The sequence below is a fragment of the Shigella sp. FC1567 genome (assembly GCF_001743015.1).
GTDB lineage: Bacteria > Pseudomonadota > Gammaproteobacteria > Enterobacterales > Enterobacteriaceae > Escherichia > Escherichia coli.
Map to the genome: position 1 here is coordinate 1 of NZ_MIIV01000521.1, position 18,719 is coordinate 18,719.

Consider the following 18,719-nt stretch of genomic DNA (forward strand, 5'->3'; position numbering starts at 1 on the left):
GCGCGGAAACTGCTGGGATAACAGCCCAATGGAACGCTTCTTCAGGAGTCTGAAGAACGAATGGATGCCGGTGGTGGGTTACGTAAGCTTCAGCGAGGCAGCTCACGCCATAACGGACTATATCGTTGGATATTACAGCGCACTAAGACCGCACGAATATAACGGTGGGTTACCCCCAAACGAATCGGAAAATCGATACTGGAAAAACTCTAACTCGGTGGCCAGTTTTTGTTGACCACTTCAAGTGGAGTGGCTGACGGATAATGGTTCATGCTACCGGGCTAATGAAACACGCCAGTTCGCCCGGATGTTGGGACTTGAACCGAAGAACACGGCGGTGCGGAGTCCGGAGAGTAACGGAATAGCAGAGAGCTTCGTGAAAACGATAAAGCGTGACTACATCAGTATCATGCCCAAACCAGACGGGTTAACGGCAGCAAAGAACCTTGCAGAGGCGTTCGCCAACCATCTTGCCGTAGAAATCAACTTTATTGCCATCTTTATTGTAAATTTCAGCCGCATTTGCTGCGCCAGCAACTAATAACGCCGGGACCAGCATTGCCAGAACTTTTCTTTTCATTATGTATTCCCTTGTGATTATAATCTTCATGAATATATCAATAAGTGCCGTTATCCAAAAAAAAGCACATTTGGATACTATTCTATGAAGTTCATTTCATTTTAAGTATTACATGCAACAAATGTATTTAAAAGATTTCAAAATGTTTCTAATCTATTTAATATAATTCAGAGATATGAATTATAAATATTCATGAAAATTATAAATGTATATCAATATGTTATGAGTTGAGCGGAAACATAGGGGGTATCAATGATTGTTGCGCCAAACGGCTGGTGTGATCAGGCGCACATTAATGAAGGCATAAAAAAAAAGCCGGCATCATGCCGGCCCAAAAAATATAAACAAGACGATAAAAGGCTAATAACGGAAGCATCATGACACAGAATAATAAAAAGGTATAATTGTAATCAGTGCTAATATATTGATTAAATGAATTAATAAAGCCGATATCAAAGATAAATAAAATCGCTCAAAACGATTTTTCCTGTATTCACTGCCGTTGCGCAAAATTTATCTATTTGTTCAAAAAATGATTGAGTCTTGACTGGCTCATCCAATGTGGAAAAATGTGACTTTTATCACATAATAGTACTAAGTCTGAATTTTCCGGGTTATCTCAAAATGGAATACGGTTCGACAAAGATGGAAGAGAGACTCTCTCGCAGCCCTGGCGGCAAACTGGCTTTGTGGGCTTTCTATACATGGTGTGGCTATTTCGTCTGGGCAATGGCGCGTTACATCTGGGTGATGAGCCGGATCCCCGATGCCCCCGTGTCGGGATTTGAAAGCGATTTAGGCTCTACCGCGGGAAAGTGGTTAGGGGCACTGGTCGGATTTTTATTTATGGCTCTGGTCGGGGCATTGTTAGGCAGCATTGCCTGGTACACCCGACCTCGTCCCGCACGTAGCAGACGCTATGAATAAAAACTGCTAAGGTGGCGACTCTTTGGCAACGGAGCGCGTATGGACTTACAACACTGGCAGGCACAGTTCGAAAACTGGTTGAAAAACCATCATCAGCACCAGGACGCGGCCCATGACGTGTGTCATTTTCGCCGCGTCTGGGCTACGGCACAGAAGCTGGCGGCAGATGACGATGTCGATATGCTGGTGATTTTAACCGCCTGTTATTTTCACGATATTGTGAGCCTGGCGAAAAATCATCCGCAAAGGCAGCGTTCTTCAATCCTGGCGGCAGAAGAGACGCGTCGCCTGCTCCGTGAAGAGTTCGAGCAATTTCCGGCGGAGAAAATCGAGGCCGTTTGTCATGTCATTGCCGCTCACAGTTTCAGCGCGCAAATCGCCCCCTTAACAACGGAAGCTAAAATCGTCCAGGATGCGGATCGGCTGGAAGCCCTGGGGGCGATTGGCCTGGCGCGCGTGTTTGCCGTTTCAGGGGCATTGGGCGTGGCGCTGTTTGATGGTGAAGATCCGTTCGCACAGCATCGCCCGCTTGATGATAAACGCTACGCGCTGGATCATTTCCAGACTAAGTTGCTGAAGCTACCGCAAACCATGCAAACCGCAAGAGGCAAGCAGCTGGCGCAGCACAACGCGCATTTTTTAGTCGAGTTTATGGCGAAGCTCAGTGCCGAACTGGCGGGGGAGAATGAAGGTGTCGATCACAAGGTGATAGATGCGTTTTCACCCGCGGGATAAGCGCGTGGCCCTAAATGGCTGTAATTATGTTAACCTGTCGGCCATCTCAGATGGCGGTTAAATCTATGCAGGAAAATATATCAGTAACCGATTCATACAGCACCGGGAATGCCGCACAGGCAATGCTGGAGAAACTGCTGCAAATTTATGATGTTAAAACGCTGGTGGCGCAGCTTAATGGTGTGGGTGAGAATCACTGGAGCGCGGCAATTTTAAAACGTGCGCTGGCGAATGACTCGGCATGGCACCGTTTAAGTGAGAAAGAGTTCGCCCATCTGCAAACGTTGTTACCCAAACCACCGGCACATCATCCGCATTATGCGTTTCGCTTTATCGATCTATTTGCCGGAATTGGCGGCATCCGTCGCGGTTTTGAATCGATTGGCGGACAATGCGTGTTTACCAGCGAATGGAACAAACATGCGGTACGCACTTATAAAGCCAACCATTATTGCGATCCGGCGACGCATCATTTTAATGAAGATATCCGCGATATCACCCTCAGCCATAAAGAAGGCGTGAGTGATGAGGCGGCGGCGGAACATATTCGTCAACACATTCCTGAACACGATGTTTTACTGGCCGGTTTCCCTTGTCAGCCATTTTCGCTGGCTGGCGTATCGAAAAAGAACTCGCTCGGGCGGGCGCACGGTTTTGCCTGCGATACCCAGGGCACGCTGTTTTTTGATGTGGTACGCATTATCGACGCGCGTCGTCCGGCGATGTTTGTGCTCGAAAACGTCAAAAACCTGAAAAGTCACGACCAGGGTAAAACGTTCCGCATCATCATGCAGATGCTGGACGAACTGGGCTATGACGTGGCTGATGCAGAAGATAACGGGCCGGACGATCCGAAAATCATCGATGGTAAACATTTTCTGCCGCAGCACCGTGAACGCATCGTGCTGGTGGGTTTTCGTCGCGATCTTAATCTGAAAGCCGATTTTACTCTGCGTGATATCAGCGAATGTTTCCCTGCACAGCGAGTGACGCTGGCGCAGCTGTTGGACCCGATGGTCGAGGCGAAATATATCCTGACGCCGGTGCTGTGGAAGTACCTCTATCGATATGCGAAAAAACATCAGGCGCGCGGTAACGGCTTCGGTTATGGAATGGTTTATCCGAACAATCCGCAAAGCGTCACGCGTACGCTGTCTGCGCGTTATTACAAAGATGGCGCGGAAATTTTAATCGATCGCGGCTGGGATATGGCCAAAGGTGAGAAAGACTTTGACGATCCGCTGAATCAGCAACATCGTCCACGTCGGTTAACGCCTCGGGAATGCGCGCGCTTAATGGGTTTTGAAGCGCCGGGAGAAGCGAAATTCCGCATTCCGGTTTCGGACACTCAGGCCTATCGCCAGTTCGGTAACTCGGTGGTCGTGCCGGTCTTTGCCGCGGTGGCAAAACTGCTTGAGCCAAAAATCAAACAGGCGGTGGCGTTGCGTCAGCAAGAGGCACAACATGGCCGACGTTCACGATAAGGCCACTCGCAGCAAAAATATGCGCGCGATTGCCACGCGTGATACGGCGATTGAGAAGCGCCTCGCCAGTCTGTTAACCGGGCAGGGCCTGGCGTTTCGCGTTCAGGACGCCAGTCTGCCCGGAAGCCCGGATTTTGTCGTTGATGAATATCGCTGCGTGATATTTACCCATGGCTGCTTCTGGCATCATCATCACTGCTATCTGTTTAAAGTGCCTGCGACTCGAACCGAGTTCTGGCTGGAGAAGATAGGTAAAAATGTTGAACGCGATCGCGCGATATCAGTCGTTTGCAGGAACTCGGCTGGCGCGTACTGATTGTCTGGGAGTGTGCATTACGTGGGCGCGAGAAGCTGACGGATGAAGCGCTTACCGAGCGTCTGGAAGAGTGGATCTGCGGCGAAGGTGCCAGCGCGCAGATCGACACGCAGGGGATTCATTTACTCGCTTGATGCGTCCTGAATAACTGGCGCAACTACGGGTTTTGCCGGGAAGAGATATTTTCCCAACGTGACCAGTACCACCGCGAAGACAATTACGCCGAGCGCCAGCCATTCAATCTTCGACAGCGTCTCTCCGCCCAGTCCCGTACCCAGCAAGACCGCGACCACCGGGTTAACGTAGGCGTAGCTGGTGGCGAGAGCCGGACTGACATTACGGATTAAATACATATAAGCGTTGATGGCGATAATCGAACCAAACAGCGCCAGATAGCCGACCGCAAGGAAGCCTGAAAGGGAAGGGAGCGCCGTCAGTTTTTCACCTGCAATCATCGACGCGATCATTAACACCACGCCTGCCGCCAGCATCTCAATCGCACCCGCCATCATCCCTACAGGTAAGGTAATGCGCGAGCCATAAACCGAGCCAAACGCCCAGCTAATCGAGCCGATTAAAATCAGAATCGCGCCCCACGGATTGCCGCTTAAATTTCCACCGCTATTGAGCATGATGATTCCGGCAAGCCCAATGGCGATACCCACCCATTCCAATTTGCGCGTTTTAATGCCAAACAGGCGGCTGAAGCACAGGGTAAAGAGGGGCACGGTTGCAACCACAACGGCGGCGATGCCGGAAGGAACATTTTGATGCTCGGCAACCGTCACCATGCCATTACCGACAGCCAGCAATAACAGGCCAATCAGCGCGGCATTGAGCAGCGGACGTAGCGGGGGGAGCTTGTGTCCGCGCAGTAGCAAAAATGCCATCAATAAAATACCGGCTGCCAGGAATCGAACGCCTGCCATCATTAACGGAGGCCAGCTTTCCACGCCAATCCGAATGACAAAATAGGTTGAGCCCCAAATGATATACAACGCAAACAGCGCGCCAAAAAGCGGTAACAACTGGCGGAAACGCATAATCCCTCACGGTGGAAATAAAAAGGTGGTTCATAGTAAACGTGAAAATCATTCTGCTGGCGAGAGATATAATTGCACTTGATTGTTAAAAAAATGTTGACCTGTGAAGCAAGTATCAGAGCTGCCGTTTTTGCTTCATACTTACACCCTTCAACAATAAAAATGAGAGGGAATGCTTTTGGCCGGGAGTAGTTTACTGACGTTGCTCGATGATATCGCCACACTACTGGACGATATCTCCGTGATGGGCAAACTGGCGGCGAAGAAAACCGCCGGTGTATTAGGGGATGACTTATCGCTCAATGCGCAACAAGTTTCAGGCGTGCGGGCCAACCGGGAACTTCCCGTGGTCTGGGGCGTGGCGAAAGGATCGCTGATTAATAAAGTGATTCTGGTGCCGCTGGCGCTGATCATCAGTGCGTTTATCCCGTGGGCGATTACGCCTCTGTTGATGATTGGTGGCGCGTTTCTCTGCTTTGAAGGAGTAGAGAAAGTGCTGCATATGCTGGAGGCGCGTAAACATAAAGAAGATCCGGCGCAGAGCCAGCAGCGTCTGGAGAAGCTGGCGGCGCAGGATTCGCTGAAGTTTGAAAAGGACAAAATAAAAGGGGCGATTCGTACCGATTTTATATTGTCTGCCGAAATCGTCGCCATCACGCTGGGGATTGTGGCCGAAGCGCCGTTGCTTAATCAGGTGCTGGTGCTTTCAGGCATCGCGCTGGTAGTGACCGTGGGCGTCTACGGTCTGGTAGGGGTTATCGTTAAGATTGATGACCTGGGGTATTGGCTGGCGGAAAAATCCAGCGCGCTGATGCAGGCATTAGGTAAAGGGTTATTGATCATTGCGCCCTGGCTGATGAAAGCGTTATCGATTGTCGGCACGCTGGCGATGTTCCTCGTCGGCGGCGGGATTGTGGTACATGGTATTGCGCCGCTGCATCACGCCATTGAACATTTCGCTGGGCAGCAAAGTGCAGTGGTGGCGATGATATTACCGACTGTTTTAAATCTGATTCTTGGATTTATCATCGGCGGCATCGTGGTGCTGGGAGTGAAAGCCGTAGCGAAAATACGCGGTCAGGCACATTAATACTCGCACAGGCTATTATGCAAAATTCGCCATCTTCAACTAAGGTGAACAAGTTTCACTCGAAAAAAGGAGGCGAGTATGAGCTTTATGGTTAGTGAGGAAGTTACGGTTAAAGAGGGCGGCCCGCGGATGATTGTCACCGGATACTCCAGCGGTATGGTTGAGTGTCGTTGGTATGACGGTTACGGGGTCAAGCGGGAAGCTTTTCATGAAACCGAGCTTGTTCCGGGGGAGGGGAGTCGTTCTGCGGAAGAAGTTTGAAAGGGTATCATTAACACCAGGCCGGATCACTTCCGGCCTGGTGTGCCAATGCCTGCAATGAATGATAGTCGCGTCTTATCATGCCACCATTATAAAATTATCGCTGTTTTGCGGTACGCTATCGCCAGGTTATGCCAGAATCATAAAAAAGCAGGTTGGGAGTCGTCAGGGTGCAGCACGAGACAAAAATGGAAAACCAGAGCTGGTTGAAAAAAATCGCACGCCGCCTGGGGCCTGGTCATGTCGTTAATCTCTGCTTTATCGTGGTATTGCTTTTTTCCACCTTGCTGACCTGGCGTGAAGTGGTAGTGCTGGAAGATGCCTATATCTCCAGTCAGCGTAATCATCTGGAAAACGTAGCCAACGCGCTCGATAAGCATTTGCAGTATAACGTCGACAAACTGATCTTTTTGCGTAATGGCATGCGCGAAGCTCTCGTAGCGCCACTGGATTTCACTTCACTGCGTAATGCTGTAACCGAGTTCGAACAGCATCGCGACGAGCACGCCTGGCAAATTGAACTCAACCGACGACGCACCCTGTCAGTCAATGGCGTATCGGATGCATTAGTCAGCGAGGGGAATCTCCTGTCTCGCGAAAATGAAAGCCTCGACAATGAAATTACCGCTGCACTGGAAGTTGGTTACTTGCTGCGACTGGCGCACAACACCTCGTCGATGGTTGAACAGGCGATGTATGTCTCGCGTGCCGGATTTTACGTTTCGACGCAGCCGACCTTGTTTACGCGCAATGTACCAACGCGTTATTACGGCTATGTCACCCAACCCTGGTTTATCGGCCATTCGCAATGAGAAAATCGTCACCGCGCGGTACGCTGGTTTACTTCGCAACCGGAACACGCCAGCAATACTGAACCGCAGGTTACCGTCAGTGTTCGGTAGACAGTAATAACTACTGGTATGGCGTGCTGGGGATGAGTATTCCCGTGCGTACCATGCAGCAATTTTTAAGAAACGCCATCGATAAAAACCTCGATGGTGAGTATCAGCTCTATGACAGTAAGCTGAGATTTTTGACCTCTTCCAATCCTGACCATCCAACAGGGAATATTTTTGATCCTCGTGAACTGGCCTTGCTGGCGCAGGCGATGGAACATGACACGCGGGGCGGCATTCGTATGGACAGTCGCTATGTTAGCTGGGAACGTCTGGACCATTTCGACGGTGTGCTGGTGCGCGTCCATACGCTAAGCGAAGGCGTGCGCGGCGATTTCGGCAGTATCAGCATTGCATTAACCCTGCTGTGGGCGCTCTTTACCACCATGTTACTCATCTCCTGGTATGTGATTCGCCGGATGGTTAGCAACATGTATGTTCTGCAAAGCTCGTTGCAGTGGCAGGCGTGGCACGACACCTTAACCCGTTTATATAATCGTGGCGCACTGTTTGAAAAAGCTCGTCCGCTCGCGAAATTGTGTCAGACGCACCAACATCCTTTTTCTGTCATTCAGGTCGACCTTGACCATTTTAAAGCGATTAATGACCGCTTTAGTCATCAGGCGGGCGACCGTGTTCTTTCTCATGCTGCCGGATTAATTAGCAGTTCCTTGCGTGCGCAGGACGTTGCCGGGCGGGTCGGTGGTGAGGAGTTTTGTGTGATTCTGCCAGGCGCGAGTCTGACGGAGGCTGCGGAAGTCGCAGAACGTATTCGCCTGAAGTTAAATGAAAAAGAGATGTTGATTGCTAAGAGTACGACGATACGCATCAGTGCCTCGTTGGGGGTAAGTAGCAGCGAGGAAGCCGGTGATTATGATTTTGAACAACTCCAGTCACTGGCTGACCGTCGGCTTTATCTCGCTAAACAGGCCGGGCGTAATCGGGTATGCGCGAGCGATAACGCTTAACGAGCGGAGAAAAAATGGTCCAGCCCTTCACGCCATCCTTCCGGTCCTTCACGCTGCGTTCGCCAGACGCGGGCCGGATCCTCATCATGCAGATGCACCCCTTCACGGTTTAGCCCTTTCACAATCACCGCGTAATCCATTACCTCCAGTAAGGGCGCATCGTTTGGCCCATCGCCCAGGCCAAGTGTGGTTGGGCGTTTGCCTGATAATTGTTGATAGGTCGCGATAATCCAGTTGGCGGCCTGATCTTTTCCGGCAGAGGCATCCAGGACGTGCCAGAAGCGCGCACCCTGCATAAACTGTAAGCCCAGTTCGTTCAGACGAGCGGTAAATTGTGCCATACGCTCGTCACTGTCGCGCCAGATTAGCGTTACCGACGCCTCATGCAGCTGCGTCAGCGCCGCCTGGCTACGGCTTAATCCCGTCCATTCGGCGATGGTTGCATCGTCGACATCATCGAAAGTCGTGAATTTAAAATGTTCTTTCTCGCGTAGCGTATTTAAAACCTGGCTGATTTCGCCATGGCTAATACCTGAGATGATGCGTGGAAAACCGTCTATATCCTGCCATTGTTCAGCAAGCTGGATCACTGCGCCATTTTCGGCAATCAGTGGTACCCCTTGTAACCCCAACGTTTTTTGCAAGTACAGCATTTCCGCTGAAGTTTTACTGCTACAGAGAATGACGGGAACATTCGCTTCGCGTAAACGGCTGAGCCAGGGGGCAGCCGGTTGCCAGTCATAACTATGACTGTCCAGCAGGGTGCCATCAAGATCGCTAAAAACCAGTAGTGGTTGTTGAATTGAAAACATGGTCGCGCAGTTCTCCCCTTACCAGGATGATTCTCAAAACAGCACAAATAATCAAAGATGATTTTTTCGGGAGCGATCCCGTTGACGCCAGAGCCACCAAGGGGTGACGCACGTCACATTTCTATTCATAAGTAGCGTTAATCATTCATATCGCGAATATTTTCTTGTCAGCGAAAAAAATTGCGGATAAGGTGATGAACACATCAGATTTCCTGGTGTAACGAATTTTTTAAGTGCTTCTTGCTTAAGCAAGTTTCATCCCGACCCCCTCAGGGTCGGGATTTTTTTATTGTGCATTCAACGATTCACTTCAGAGACGCTGAAGTCATGAATATCCAGTTCGAAGGCATCCGCCAATTCACGCCATGTATGATATTCACGTCCATCGACGCTAACGTGTTCAGAATCGTTCTGGCTGCGATGAACTTATTTCATTGATCGCCGCCAGCAGGGCATCGACATCGACGCTGACCTCACGTTTTGCGGTATCGCTGTACTCTTTTGCGGTTTTCATCATCTTTCCTCGCAACCGTTACTCTGTTGTTGCCGCCAGTCGTTAAGTCCGCCTGGCATCTCTTAAGTATAGACCGTCGAGAAAATCAGCACTCGCGCGCGCCTGGCGCTGCCAGAAAAACGAAATTGTTCTACACTGGCACAAAGCCACAGGAGGAAAACGATGAAGGTGAATGATCGGGTAACAGTCAAAACGGATGGCGGTCCGCGTCGTCCTGGCGTGGTACTAGCAGTTGAGGAGTTTAGTGAAGGCACAATGTACCTGGTTTCGCTGGAAGACTACCCGCTCGGCATCTGGTTCTTTAATGAAGCAGGGCATCAGGACGGTATCTTTGTGGAGAAAGCAGAGTAATCTTATTCAGCCTGACTGGTGGGAAACCACCAGTCAGAATGTGTTAGCGCATGTTGACAAAAATACCATTAGTCACATTATCCGTCAGTCGGACGACATGGTAGATAACCTGTTTATTATGCGTTTTGATCTTACGTTTAATATTACCTTTATGCGATGAAACGGTCTTGGCTTTGATATTCATTTGGTCAGAGATTTGAATGGTTCCCTGACCTGCCATCCACATTCGCAACATACTCGATTCGGTTCGGCTCAATGATAACGTCGGCATATTTAAAAAAGAGGTTATCGTTGTCTCTTTTTTCAGAATATCGCCAAGGATATCGTCGAGAGATTCCGGTTTAATCGATTTAGAACTTATCAATAAATTTTTTCTGACCAATAGATATTCATCAAAATGAACATTGGCAATTGCCATAAAAACGATAAATAACGTATTGGGATGTTGATTAATGATGTGCTTGATGTGCTGACTGTTAGAAGCATCATGGATGAAACAGTCCTCATTAATAAACACCACTGAAGGGCGCTGTGAATCACAAGCTATGGCAAGGTCATCAACGGTTTCAATGTCGTTGATTTCTCTTTTTTTAACCCCTCTACTCAACAGATACCCGGTTAAACCTAGTCGGGTGTAACTACATAAATCCATAATAATCGTTGACATGGCATACCCTCACTCAATGCGTAACGATAATTCCCCTTACCTGAATATTTCATCATGACTAAACGGAACAACATGGGTCACCTAATGCGCCACTCTCGCGATTTTTCAGGCGGACTTACTATCCCGTAAAGTGTTGTATAATTTGCCTGGAATTGTCTTAAAGTAAATGTTGCGATATGTGAGTGAGCTTAAAACAAATATTTCGCCGCAGGAGTATCCTGGAAGATGTTCGTAGGTATTATTTTTCGGATAATCCTTAGGATAACATGATAAACGTTACGGAATTATATTAATGGCAATTCACTAATAATATCAGCCAGCAAATTAAACATCTCACTGAATAAATGTTCGCAAAAAGGTGCAATTAACGGCATTAATGCCGCCATTAAAGAGATACCGACAGTCAGAGTTAATGGAAATCCAATAACAAAAATGGATAATTGCGGGGCCATACGATTCAGTAAACCTAATGCCAGATTCAGGGTCAGCAGCAGAGTAATGAGCGGTAACGCCAGCATCAGCCCGTTAAGGAAAATCAAACTCCCCGCTTTGGTGAGTGCCAGAAACGCATTGCTGTTCAACGGTTCGCCACCAATTGGCAGGGTGTGAAAGGTATCGACCAGCAGTGAAATCAACCATAAATGACCGTTAAATGTCAGGAACAGCAGTAACGCCAGCATATCCATGATACGCGCTAAAACGGGCATATTGAGATGGCTGGCCGGATCGACAAACGTCGCAAATGACAGCCCCATTTGCAGACCGATAATTTCGCCAGCGGTTCGCACAGCGGCAAAGGCAAATTGCATGGTAAAACCAAGCGCAATGCCGATCAGGATCTGCTGCACGGCCAGCCACAGAGCAAAGAACGAAAAAACAGGAACATCGTTGGCAGGTAATGATGGGGCAATGACGAACGTGATCATCATTGCCAGCCCCAGTTTTACCCGTTTCGGCACGCTGCGTTCGCTCAGAATTGGTGCGGTAGAAATGAGCGCCAGCACGCGCAGTAACGGCCAGAAGTACAGGCTTAACCAGGAAAGCCATTGATCGCTTGTCACCTGCATCATTGTACGGCCTACCCGATGATATACGGCAGGTTAGTGAACAAGGTGCGGACGTAATCCAGCAACAGATTGAGCATCCACGGTCCGGCAATAATAATGGCAATAAATACGGCGATGATTTTTGGAATAAACGACAGCGTCATTTCGTTGATCTGCGTGGCGGCCTGCAAAATACTGATGATAAGGCCCGTGACCAGCGCCACCAGCAACAGCGGGGCAGCCAGTGCCAGCGCGACTTTCATCGCTTCAGTCCCCATCATCATGACCGATTCAGGTGTCATTTTGCCTCTCTAGCTGTAAAAGCTCTGCGCCAGCGAACCGACCAGCAATTGCCAGCCATCCACCAGTACAAACAGCATCAGTTTAAAGGGCAGAGCAATGGTGGCGGGGGGACCATCATCATCCCCAATGCCATCAACACGCTGGCAATCACCAGGTCGATAATCAAAAAAGGAATGAAAATCGTGAAGCCTATCTGAAATGCGGTTTTCAACTCGCTGGTCACGTAGGCCGGGCGCAAAATGCGCATCGGCACGGCTTCAGGTCCCTGCAACGGGCCGGTATTCGCTAGTCTGGCAAACAACCCTAAATCTGCCTCACGGGTCTGACGCAGCATAAACTCACGTAGCGGCTGCGCCCCTTTTTCCAGCGCCTCCTGCATTGATATTTTCTCTTCGCTGAATGGCTGGTACGCATCGACATAAATTTTGTCGATCACCGGTGACATAATAAAAAAGGTCAAAAATAGTGCCAGCCCCAGCAATACCTGGTTAGGTGGCGCGGAGGGCGTTCCCAGCGCGTTACGCAATAAACCAAAAACAATGATGATGCGGGTGAAACTGGTCATCATCAGTAAAATTGCCGGAATAAACGTCAACGAGGTGATGAACACCAGCGTCTGCACCGGGAGCGACCAGCTTTGTCCACCGCCAGGCAGCGGCTGGCTGGTGATACCCGGCAGTTGCGCGAAGGCGAGGGGCGTAACCAGCCAGAGAAGGACAGGTGCGACAGACAACAAACGACGCATCAGGATCTCCCACTACGCTTAAGCAAATTTTTCATGACCGACTGAAAATCGGTCTGCGGTATCTCTTCTGTTGGTGCTGAAGGGGGAAGTTTATGCAGCAGATTGATTTGCCCTGCGGTAACGCCGAGCACCAGCCGTGCATCTTCCACATCGACCACCACAACCCGTTCACGCGCGCCCAGCGAAGCACTGGCGCTAATTTTCAGACCGTTAACGCCAGTGCGTTTCGGGGCAAATCCCAACCGTTTTACCTGCCAGGCAGCAGCGAGGATCAGGGCAATAATGGCGATGAGTGCGCCGCTGACCTGCAGCAGTGGCGCAGCAGAAACCGGCGTGGAAGATTGCACAGTAGCGTGGTTATTCATCACTAACGGCTCAGGCGATGCATTCGCTCAGACGGAGTAATGATATCGGTGATCCGCACGCCATATTTATCGGCAACGACCACCACTTCGCCCTGGGCGATTAAATAACCGTTGATCAGAATATCCAGTGGTTCGCCCGCCAGACCGTCCAGCGCCACGACGGACCCTTGCGTCAGACGCAACAGCTCTTTGATGGTCATCCGCGTACGGCCCAGCTCGACGGTCAGCTTGACCGGAATATCCATTATCAGGTCGATATCCTGCAACGTTCCGCTGACATCACCACCGCCAAATTGCTGGAACACCGCGTCGGCAGCGCTTTTGCTGCTGGTTGATTTTTGTTCGCTCAACGCTTCAGCCCACAGATCGTCCATTGCGCCGTTGTTGTCATCGGCCGGATTATTCATGTCACTCATTTGGGCTGTTCCTCGTTCAGAGAATTTAAAATCGGGTTAATCAAATGTTCTATCCGTAACGCATACTGACCGTTGAGAGTGCCGTACTGACTGGTCAGCACCGGGACGCCGTCAACATGGGCGATGATGCGATCAGGTTTTTCTATCGGCAGGACGTCGCCGGGTTTCAGTTTTAAAATCTGCGACAGGCGTAGCGAGATATCGGCAAAGTTGGCGACCAGCTCCAGCTGTGAATGCTGCACCTGGCGCACCAGGTTATCGCGCCAGTTCTGATCTTCATTACGCGAGTTTTCCAGCGGCGGGTTAACCAACAATTCCCGTAGCGGCTCGATCATGCTGAATGGCAGACAGATATTAAATTCGCCGGTCAGGTTGCCAATCTCCACATGGAACGGCGTGTTAACCACAATGTCGTTCGGCGAGGTGGTGATATTGGTAAATTTCACCTGCATTTCCGAACGCACGTACTCAACTTCCAGCGGATTAATCGCCTTCCAGGCGTCGCTATAGCCTTCAAGCGCCAGCTTTAACATGCGGTTGATGACGCGCTGTTCGGTATGGGTAAACTCGCGACCTTCCACTTTGGTCGGGAAGCGTCCATCGCCGCCAAACAGGTTATCCACGGCGATAAACACCAGACTCGGTGAAAACACCACCAGCCCTGTGCCGCGCAGCGGTTTCAGATGGATAAGGTTCAGGTTGGTCGGCACCGGCAGGTTGCGGGCAAATTCATGGTACGGCTGAATGCGGATGGCCCCGACGGTTATATCCGGGCTACGACGCAGCAGGTTGAACAGCCCCATACGAAAATGGCGGGCAAAGCGCTCATTAATGATTTCCAGCGCCTGCAAACGTTCGCGCACAACCCGTCGTTGGGTATTCGGATCGTACGGACGAATGTCACTTTCGCCGCTAACACTGGCTGTCGGTTCGTCTTTGACTTCGCTGTCACCATTCAACAGCGCATCAATTTCAGCTTGAGAAAGAATACTATCGCCCATGTCGTTATCGCAGAATAAAAGCGGTATACAGCACGTCGGTGACATCCTGTTTCGGTTGCCCGGCAACAAGCGGGGTGGAAAGCGTGGTTTTAATCTCGGCAATCAGGTTTTTCTTGCCTTCTTCTGTCGCCAGTACGGCAGCATCCTGACGCGAAAACAGTAACAGCAAACGGCTACGGACTTCCGGCAAATACTCACTCAGCCGCGAGCGGGTAGCTTCATCTTTCAGGCGCAGGGTTATGCCGATATAAAGCACGCGATCCGCATCGCCCAAATTGACCGTGAAGGTATTCAGCGCGTAGAAGACCGGGGAGGGTACGACGCGTTGCTGCGCTTTGTCGTCAGCGGCAACCTGATGCGAATGCCAGTAGCTGTAACCTGCGCTGGCACAGGCCGCGAGGGTAATGAATACCAGAATCGGGATCCAAAGCGATCGCTTGCTTTTCTTGCTTATCGCGTAATCAGTCATGTGTTGCGGTCTTCCTGTGTCGCTACTGCTTATCGGCTAATTATCCTGCGTTTTGAGCGCAACAAAGCGGGGAAAAGACGCGGATTACGGTGCTACCTCTGACGTTAGGCGAAAATATCAACGCCGCTGTTGCCTGTTACACGCCCTTGTAAAGAGACGGGAACCGGAAGCGTATCGTCGTCTTCCCCCGCCAGAGGTTCATGGTTTACTGTGCGTTGGCTTTGCTGTTGTTGGGAAGCGGCCTGCTGCTGACCACTAAAGCTTTCGCCACTGATGTTGCTTTGCCCTAACTGAATGCCACTTTCGGCCAGCTGCGTACGCAGTACCGGAAGCGCTGCTTCCAGCGCGGCGCGTACATGCTGATGCGGTGAAACCATCTGGATTTGCGCCTGGTTATCATCCACTTTGAGGGAGATTTGCACTTCACCTAAATCCTGCGGGTGCAGACGCAACTCTGCACTTTGTTGCCCCTGGCGGGTGAACAGCGAAATATGCTGGCTTAATGATTGTTGCCATTCGTGAGAACCCAGCGGTGCACTCAAAACAGGCGCGGCGACGGTGGGCAGTGGCTGTGTCTGGTGTGGAGTAATTAGCGGGCTGGCGGCAGCGGTCACCGGTGACGGTGTGCTGATGACTTCCGCTTTACTCTGGGCTTCTGCTACCAGCGGTGTTAATGGCTGAGCTGGCGTGCCGGGGGCATCATCAGGCTGTGCTGTTGTGAGTTGCGCAGAAGTCAGTTTTGTGAAGAGCGTTGGTTTCTCTGCCGGTAACACGGTTGACGGCACATCAGTCACTTTGGGCGTATTGTCAAAACCCGGCAACATCGCAAAAAGGGCGCTCAGGCTTGCGGTGACGTCTTCATTCAGATCATCCGCTTTTTCGTCTTTTGTCGTATTTTGGTCAGCCACCGCAGCCAACGTCATCGTCTGAGCGGTGGTTAACGGTGTTGATGTGGATTGTTCGTCGTTGATGACAGGCAGTGTTTCATCCACGGGGATCAGTAAATCCGCTTGTTGCGCGTCGGCAAGAATATCGCTGATCAGCGGCTCGCCTTTTGTCGTGGGCTTATCTGTTGCCACCAGCAACTGGGGGGCCGCTTTGTCGGTAGTTGTCTCGCCTGCTAATGCTTCGCTCAACAACGCGAGAAAATCTTGTGCAGCATCGCTGGCTTTGCCGCCAGGCAATGTGGTGGTGTCAACGTCGGCGGTAATTAAGGGCGCTAAGCGAATCATTCAGGTTTCCTCATGGCGGCGCGCTGGGCGAACTCATCCATCTTTTTCTGATCGAGGCGGTTTTCTGCAAGCAGTGCCGCCGTGGATAGCCGTTCCTGCAGTGTCTGCCAGGCCTGCAAACGTTGTTTCTTTTCTCGCCAGCTGTTCAGGGCAATGTCAACTTTCTGCGTCCACTGATTAAGTTGCTGGCGATGCTGAGTAATGGCTTTTTCCAGCGTCTGGATAAACTGCTGATAGTTGATCCAGCGGTTGCTGGTCATCCCGGCACTCATATCGCTGTTGAGGTTATTGCGATATTCATTCTGATAATCGATCAGCATTTTGAGCTGTTCTTCCGCCTGCTGACACCCGCGACGCATTTCACCCAGCAGGCGCGCGGCATCCTCTACCTCTTTTTCTGCCAGATCTTTCAGGGTCGCCAGCGCGCCATGTTCTGCCATCTGCCGTTATCTCCTGGGTTATGACACTGTCGGGAAAATACGCTCCAGCCCCTGGAGAGACGCTTCCCAGTCCGCGCGTTCAAAAATGCCTTGTTGCAAATAGCCCTCCAGCTGCGGCCACAGGGCGATGGCTTTGTCGAGCATCGGATCGCTGCCTTTGGCATACGCGCCGACGCTAACCAGATCGCGGTTACGCTGAAAACTCGACAACAGCTGTTTGAAGGTGCGCACTCGCGCGTAATGTTGCTCACTGATCAACGCCGTCATTGCGCGGCTGATCGACGCTTCAATATCGATAGCCGGATAGTGCCCGGCTTCCGCCAGTCGGCGAGACAGCACAATGTGACCGTCGAGGATTGCCCGCGCAGAGTCGGCAATGGGGTCCTGCTGGTCATCGCCTTCAGTGAGCACGGTATAAAACGCGGTAATCGATCCGCCGCCGCTAATGCCATTTCCGGCACGCTCGACCAGTGCCGGTAATTTGGCAAACACCGACGGGGGATAACCTTTAGTGGCGGGTGGTTCGCCAATCGCCAGCGCAATTTCACGCTGGGCCATCGCGTAGCGGGTGAGGGAGTCCATAATCAGCAACACATGCTGACCACGATCGCGAAAATCTTCGGCAATGCGCGTGGCATAGGCGGCACCCTGCATTCGCAGGAGAGGAGAAACATCCGCCGGAGCGGCAATCACCACGGAGCGTGCACGCCCTTCGGCACCGAGGATATTCTCAATAAAATCTTTTACTTCGCGTCCGCGTTCACCAATCAAACCCACGACAATGACATCGGCGCGGGTGTAACGTGCCATCATCCCCAGCAGCACACTTTTACCAACGCCGGACCCGGCAAACAGCCCCATACGCTGCCCACGCCCAACGGTAAGCAGGGCATTGATTGGGCGCACGCCGGTGTCCAGCACATGTTCAATCGGTGTACGTTGCAACGGGTTAAATGGCGGGGTAATCAGCGCACCGGTTTCCGTCGTATCGGGGGAGGCCATCGAGCGGTTTACCGCTGCCGTCCAGAACACGACCTAATAACGCCGGACCGAGCGGTAACTGTTTGCCGCTTTGCAGCCCTTCTGCCGAAATGTTTTTGGCATAAACACGCGCGCCGGGCAGGACACCTTCGACTTCCTCCAGCGGCATTAAAAACAGCCGTTGACCGTTAAAGCCAACGACTTCACTTTCTACTTCGTGCGTTTCAGTGCCGTTCTGGCGCTCAATCACACAGGTTGCGCCGAGCGGCAATTGTAATCCGGTGGCTTCCAGCACCAGCCCGGTAGCGCGGGTTAATCGCCCGTAGCGACGTACCGCAGGCAACTGCGCCATTTTGGCTTCAAAGTTATCCAGCGTGGTTAGCCAGCGAGTCAGGCGCGTGGTCATTACACCACTCCTGGTGCTGCCAGACGGCAGAGTTCTTGCCAGCGAGTGGCGACACTGGCGTCGAGATCGCCTTCATCGGCGGAGACTTTACAGCCGCCAGGATGGAGGGTGGGATCGCCCCGCAAGCGCCAGCCATGCAAACTTAAGGTAGCGCCGAGCATATCATCCACACGTTGCAGATCATCCGGGTGCACGCGCAGCTGTGGTTTACCGCTGAATAACGGTTCTTGCTGCAACAACTGTTGGATCTGTTTGATGAGTGCCGAGTTATCCACTGTTGGCGTCTGACCGATGACCTGACGTGCTGCCTCCAGCGCCATCTGCATCAGGCGCGAAGCAATCTGAAGTGGCACACTGAATTTGGCCACCTGAACAGAGGTGATATGCTCACCTCAGAACAACACAGGTGCTCCAATGAAAAAAAGAAATTTTAGCGCAGAGTTTAAACGCGAATCCGCTCAACTGGTTGTTGACCAGAAATACACGGTGGCAGATGCCGCCAAAGCTATGGATGTTGGCCTTTCCACAATGACAAGATGGGTCAAACAACTGCGTGATGAGCGTCAGGGCAAAACACCAAAAGCCTCTCCGATAACACCAGAACAAATCGAAATACGTAAGCTGAGGAAAAAGCTACAACGCATTGAAATGGAGAATGAAATATTAAAAAA

General features: G+C 51.2%; 21 protein-coding genes and 6 pseudogenes. 11 read left to right on the plus strand and 16 right to left on the minus strand.

Going from position 1 to position 18,719, the window contains the following annotated elements; translation table 11 throughout:
• Positions 1-235, plus strand: a 235-nt coding sequence (locus BHE85_RS23610; RefSeq protein ID WP_146627965.1) for an integrase core domain-containing protein, incomplete at its 5' end; no start/stop codon positions are given.
• Between the two features lie 9 nt (positions 236-244).
• Positions 245-469, plus strand: a pseudogene (locus tag BHE85_RS23615) (integrase core domain-containing protein); the annotation flags it as partial.
• Here BHE85_RS23615 and BHE85_RS27905 read toward each other — a convergent pair.
• Positions 461-580 (minus strand): annotated as a pseudogene (locus BHE85_RS27905) (hypothetical protein); the annotation flags it as partial. The pseudogenes BHE85_RS23615 and BHE85_RS27905 sit on opposite strands and share 9 nt — an antisense overlap.
• 645 nt (positions 581-1,225) lie before the next feature.
• On the opposite strand from BHE85_RS27905, the gene drpB reads away from it, so the two are divergent.
• From drpB to vsr, 4 genes and pseudogenes are all read left to right on the plus strand, one after another.
• The gene (gene drpB, locus BHE85_RS23625; protein WP_001297704.1) at positions 1,226-1,507 is read left to right on the plus strand and encodes a cell division protein DrpB; all 282 of its coding nucleotides are present in this window, start codon (positions 1,226-1,228) and stop codon (positions 1,505-1,507) included.
• Between the two features lie 39 nt (positions 1,508-1,546).
• Positions 1,547-2,242, plus strand: coding sequence for a phosphohydrolase (locus tag BHE85_RS23630; RefSeq protein WP_000365568.1), 696 nt, complete (start codon positions 1,547-1,549; stop codon positions 2,240-2,242).
• A 65-nt stretch (positions 2,243-2,307) separates the two neighbouring features.
• The gene (dcm, locus tag BHE85_RS23635; RefSeq protein WP_039064074.1) at positions 2,308-3,726 is read left to right on the plus strand and encodes a DNA-cytosine methyltransferase; all 1,419 of its coding nucleotides are present in this window, start codon (positions 2,308-2,310) and stop codon (positions 3,724-3,726) included.
• Positions 3,707-4,176, plus strand: a pseudogene (vsr, locus tag BHE85_RS23640) (VSPR family DNA mismatch endonuclease). The gene dcm and the pseudogene vsr overlap by 20 nt, the downstream one beginning before the upstream one ends.
• Here vsr and yedA read toward each other — a convergent pair.
• Entirely contained in the window at positions 4,165-5,085 is a 921-nt protein-coding gene (yedA, locus tag BHE85_RS23645; RefSeq protein ID WP_001212248.1) for a drug/metabolite exporter YedA, read from the minus strand. The pseudogene vsr and the gene yedA overlap by 12 nt on opposite strands.
• A 172-nt stretch (positions 5,086-5,257) precedes the next feature.
• Here yedA and BHE85_RS23650 point away from each other — a divergent pair, with 172 nt between their 5' ends.
• The 3 genes and pseudogenes from BHE85_RS23650 to dgcQ all read left to right on the plus strand — a co-directional run bounded on the left by BHE85_RS23650 (position 5,258) and on the right by dgcQ (position 8,300).
• Positions 5,258-6,175, plus strand: a complete 918-nt coding sequence (locus BHE85_RS23650; protein WP_000922695.1) for a DUF808 domain-containing protein — start codon at positions 5,258-5,260, stop codon at positions 6,173-6,175.
• A gap of 78 nt (positions 6,176-6,253) precedes the next feature.
• Positions 6,254-6,436 (plus strand): YodC family protein, encoded by a 183-nt coding sequence (locus BHE85_RS23655; RefSeq protein ID WP_000009307.1) that lies wholly within the window; start codon positions 6,254-6,256, stop codon positions 6,434-6,436.
• A gap of 170 nt (positions 6,437-6,606) precedes the next feature.
• Positions 6,607-8,300: pseudogene (gene dgcQ, locus BHE85_RS26490) on the plus strand (cellulose biosynthesis regulator diguanylate cyclase DgcQ).
• On the opposite strand, the gene BHE85_RS23670 reads toward dgcQ, so the two are convergent.
• Entirely contained in the window at positions 8,297-9,112 is an 816-nt protein-coding gene (locus BHE85_RS23670; RefSeq protein WP_000491513.1) for a mannosyl-3-phosphoglycerate phosphatase-related protein, read from the minus strand. The pseudogene dgcQ and the gene BHE85_RS23670 sit on opposite strands and share 4 nt — an antisense overlap.
• A 297-nt stretch (positions 9,113-9,409) precedes the next feature.
• A pseudogene (yodD, locus tag BHE85_RS23675) lies at positions 9,410-9,626 on the minus strand (peroxide/acid resistance protein YodD).
• A gap of 162 nt (positions 9,627-9,788) precedes the next feature.
• On the opposite strand from yodD, the gene dsrB reads away from it, so the two are divergent.
• Positions 9,789-9,977: a protein DsrB gene (dsrB, locus tag BHE85_RS23680; protein WP_000867217.1), complete on the plus strand. Its 189-nt coding sequence runs from the start codon at positions 9,789-9,791 to the stop codon at positions 9,975-9,977.
• A gap of 43 nt (positions 9,978-10,020) precedes the next feature.
• Here the strand turns inward: dsrB and rcsA are convergent, their stop codons facing one another.
• The 12 genes and pseudogenes from rcsA to BHE85_RS23740 form a co-directional block, all read right to left on the minus strand.
• Positions 10,021-10,644 (minus strand): transcriptional regulator RcsA, encoded by a 624-nt coding sequence (gene rcsA / locus BHE85_RS23685; RefSeq protein WP_000103987.1) that lies wholly within the window; start codon positions 10,642-10,644, stop codon positions 10,021-10,023.
• 284 nt (positions 10,645-10,928) lie between these two features.
• On the minus strand, positions 10,929-11,714 hold the full coding sequence (gene fliR / locus BHE85_RS23690; RefSeq protein WP_000983994.1) for a flagellar biosynthetic protein FliR: 786 nt from the start codon (positions 11,712-11,714) through the stop codon (positions 10,929-10,931).
• Positions 11,715-11,722: 8 nt separating this feature from the next.
• The gene (gene fliQ / locus BHE85_RS23695) at positions 11,723-11,992 is read right to left on the minus strand and encodes a flagellar biosynthesis protein FliQ (RefSeq protein ID WP_000187358.1); all 270 of its coding nucleotides are present in this window, start codon (positions 11,990-11,992) and stop codon (positions 11,723-11,725) included.
• Positions 11,993-12,069: 77 nt separating this feature from the next.
• Positions 12,070-12,738, minus strand: a complete 669-nt coding sequence (gene fliP, locus BHE85_RS23700) for a flagellar type III secretion system pore protein FliP (RefSeq protein WP_004982802.1) — start codon at positions 12,736-12,738, stop codon at positions 12,070-12,072.
• Positions 12,738-13,103 carry a flagellar biosynthetic protein FliO gene (fliO, locus tag BHE85_RS23705; RefSeq protein ID WP_004982751.1) on the minus strand — a complete coding sequence of 122 codons (366 nt, stop codon included), beginning with the start codon at positions 13,101-13,103 and terminating at the stop codon, positions 12,738-12,740. Before fliO ends, fliP begins: the two co-directional genes overlap by 1 nt.
• Before the next feature lie 2 nt (positions 13,104-13,105).
• On the minus strand, positions 13,106-13,519 hold the full coding sequence (gene fliN, locus BHE85_RS23710) for a flagellar motor switch protein FliN (protein WP_001282097.1): 414 nt from the start codon (positions 13,517-13,519) through the stop codon (positions 13,106-13,108).
• Positions 13,516-14,520, minus strand: a complete 1,005-nt coding sequence (gene fliM, locus BHE85_RS23715) for a flagellar motor switch protein FliM (RefSeq protein WP_001295641.1) — start codon at positions 14,518-14,520, stop codon at positions 13,516-13,518. The genes fliN and fliM overlap by 4 nt, the downstream gene beginning before the upstream one ends.
• Before the next feature lie 4 nt (positions 14,521-14,524).
• A complete protein-coding gene (gene fliL, locus BHE85_RS23720; protein ID WP_000133114.1) occupies positions 14,525-14,989 on the minus strand; it encodes a flagellar basal body-associated protein FliL in 465 nt (154 codons plus the stop codon).
• Positions 14,990-15,093: 104 nt separating this feature from the next.
• Complete coding sequence (locus BHE85_RS23725; protein ID WP_000620063.1) at positions 15,094-16,221, minus strand: flagellar hook-length control protein FliK; 1,128 nt, start codon at positions 16,219-16,221, stop codon at positions 15,094-15,096.
• Positions 16,218-16,661, minus strand: coding sequence for a flagellar export protein FliJ (fliJ, locus tag BHE85_RS23730; protein ID WP_000807582.1), 444 nt, complete (start codon positions 16,659-16,661; stop codon positions 16,218-16,220). Before fliJ ends, BHE85_RS23725 begins: the two co-directional genes overlap by 4 nt.
• Positions 16,662-16,679: 18 nt before the next feature.
• Positions 16,680-18,048 (minus strand): annotated as a pseudogene (gene fliI, locus BHE85_RS23735) (flagellar protein export ATPase FliI).
• The gene (locus tag BHE85_RS23740; protein ID WP_256385333.1) at positions 18,048-18,431 is read right to left on the minus strand and encodes a flagellar assembly protein FliH; all 384 of its coding nucleotides are present in this window, start codon (positions 18,429-18,431) and stop codon (positions 18,048-18,050) included. The pseudogene fliI and the gene BHE85_RS23740 overlap by 1 nt, the downstream one beginning before the upstream one ends.
• 31 nt (positions 18,432-18,462) lie before the next feature.
• Here BHE85_RS23740 and BHE85_RS23745 point away from each other — a divergent pair.
• Positions 18,463-18,719, plus strand: a 257-nt coding sequence (locus BHE85_RS23745) for an IS3 family transposase (protein WP_033555117.1), incomplete at its 3' end; no start/stop codon positions are given.

What these genes read in the sequence shown, in the direction of transcription:
- dsrB (WP_000867217.1), top strand. Translation starts at nt 9,789, where the DNA reads ATGAAGGTGAATGATCGGGTAACAGTCAAAACGGATGGCGGTCCGCGT.
- fliJ (WP_000807582.1), bottom strand. Translation starts at nt 16,661, where the DNA reads ATGGCAGAACATGGCGCGCTGGCGACCCTGAAAGATCTGGCAGAAAAA.
- fliQ (WP_000187358.1), bottom strand. Translation starts at nt 11,992, where the DNA reads ATGACACCTGAATCGGTCATGATGATGGGGACTGAAGCGATGAAAGTC.
- drpB (WP_001297704.1), top strand. Translation starts at nt 1,226, where the DNA reads ATGGAAGAGAGACTCTCTCGCAGCCCTGGCGGCAAACTGGCTTTGTGG.
- BHE85_RS23670 (WP_000491513.1), bottom strand. Translation starts at nt 9,112, where the DNA reads ATGTTTTCAATTCAACAACCACTACTGGTTTTTAGCGATCTTGATGGC.
- rcsA (WP_000103987.1), bottom strand. Translation starts at nt 10,644, where the DNA reads ATGTCAACGATTATTATGGATTTATGTAGTTACACCCGACTAGGTTTA.
- fliN (WP_001282097.1), bottom strand. Translation starts at nt 13,519, where the DNA reads ATGAGTGACATGAATAATCCGGCCGATGACAACAACGGCGCAATGGAC.
- BHE85_RS23725 (WP_000620063.1), bottom strand. Translation starts at nt 16,221, where the DNA reads ATGATTCGCTTAGCGCCCTTAATTACCGCCGACGTTGACACCACCACA.
- fliO (WP_004982751.1), bottom strand. Translation starts at nt 13,103, where the DNA reads ATGAATAACCACGCTACTGTGCAATCTTCCACGCCGGTTTCTGCTGCG.
- BHE85_RS23650 (WP_000922695.1), top strand. Translation starts at nt 5,258, where the DNA reads ATGCTTTTGGCCGGGAGTAGTTTACTGACGTTGCTCGATGATATCGCC.
- BHE85_RS23630 (WP_000365568.1), top strand. Translation starts at nt 1,547, where the DNA reads ATGGACTTACAACACTGGCAGGCACAGTTCGAAAACTGGTTGAAAAAC.
- yedA (WP_001212248.1), bottom strand. Translation starts at nt 5,085, where the DNA reads ATGCGTTTCCGCCAGTTGTTACCGCTTTTTGGCGCGCTGTTTGCGTTG.
- fliL (WP_000133114.1), bottom strand. Translation starts at nt 14,989, where the DNA reads ATGACTGATTACGCGATAAGCAAGAAAAGCAAGCGATCGCTTTGGATC.
- BHE85_RS23655 (WP_000009307.1), top strand. Translation starts at nt 6,254, where the DNA reads ATGAGCTTTATGGTTAGTGAGGAAGTTACGGTTAAAGAGGGCGGCCCG.
- fliR (WP_000983994.1), bottom strand. Translation starts at nt 11,714, where the DNA reads ATGATGCAGGTGACAAGCGATCAATGGCTTTCCTGGTTAAGCCTGTAC.
- fliP (WP_004982802.1), bottom strand. Translation starts at nt 12,738, where the DNA reads ATGCGTCGTTTGTTGTCTGTCGCACCTGTCCTTCTCTGGCTGGTTACG.
- fliM (WP_001295641.1), bottom strand. Translation starts at nt 14,520, where the DNA reads ATGGGCGATAGTATTCTTTCTCAAGCTGAAATTGATGCGCTGTTGAAT.
- dcm (WP_039064074.1), top strand. Translation starts at nt 2,308, where the DNA reads ATGCAGGAAAATATATCAGTAACCGATTCATACAGCACCGGGAATGCC.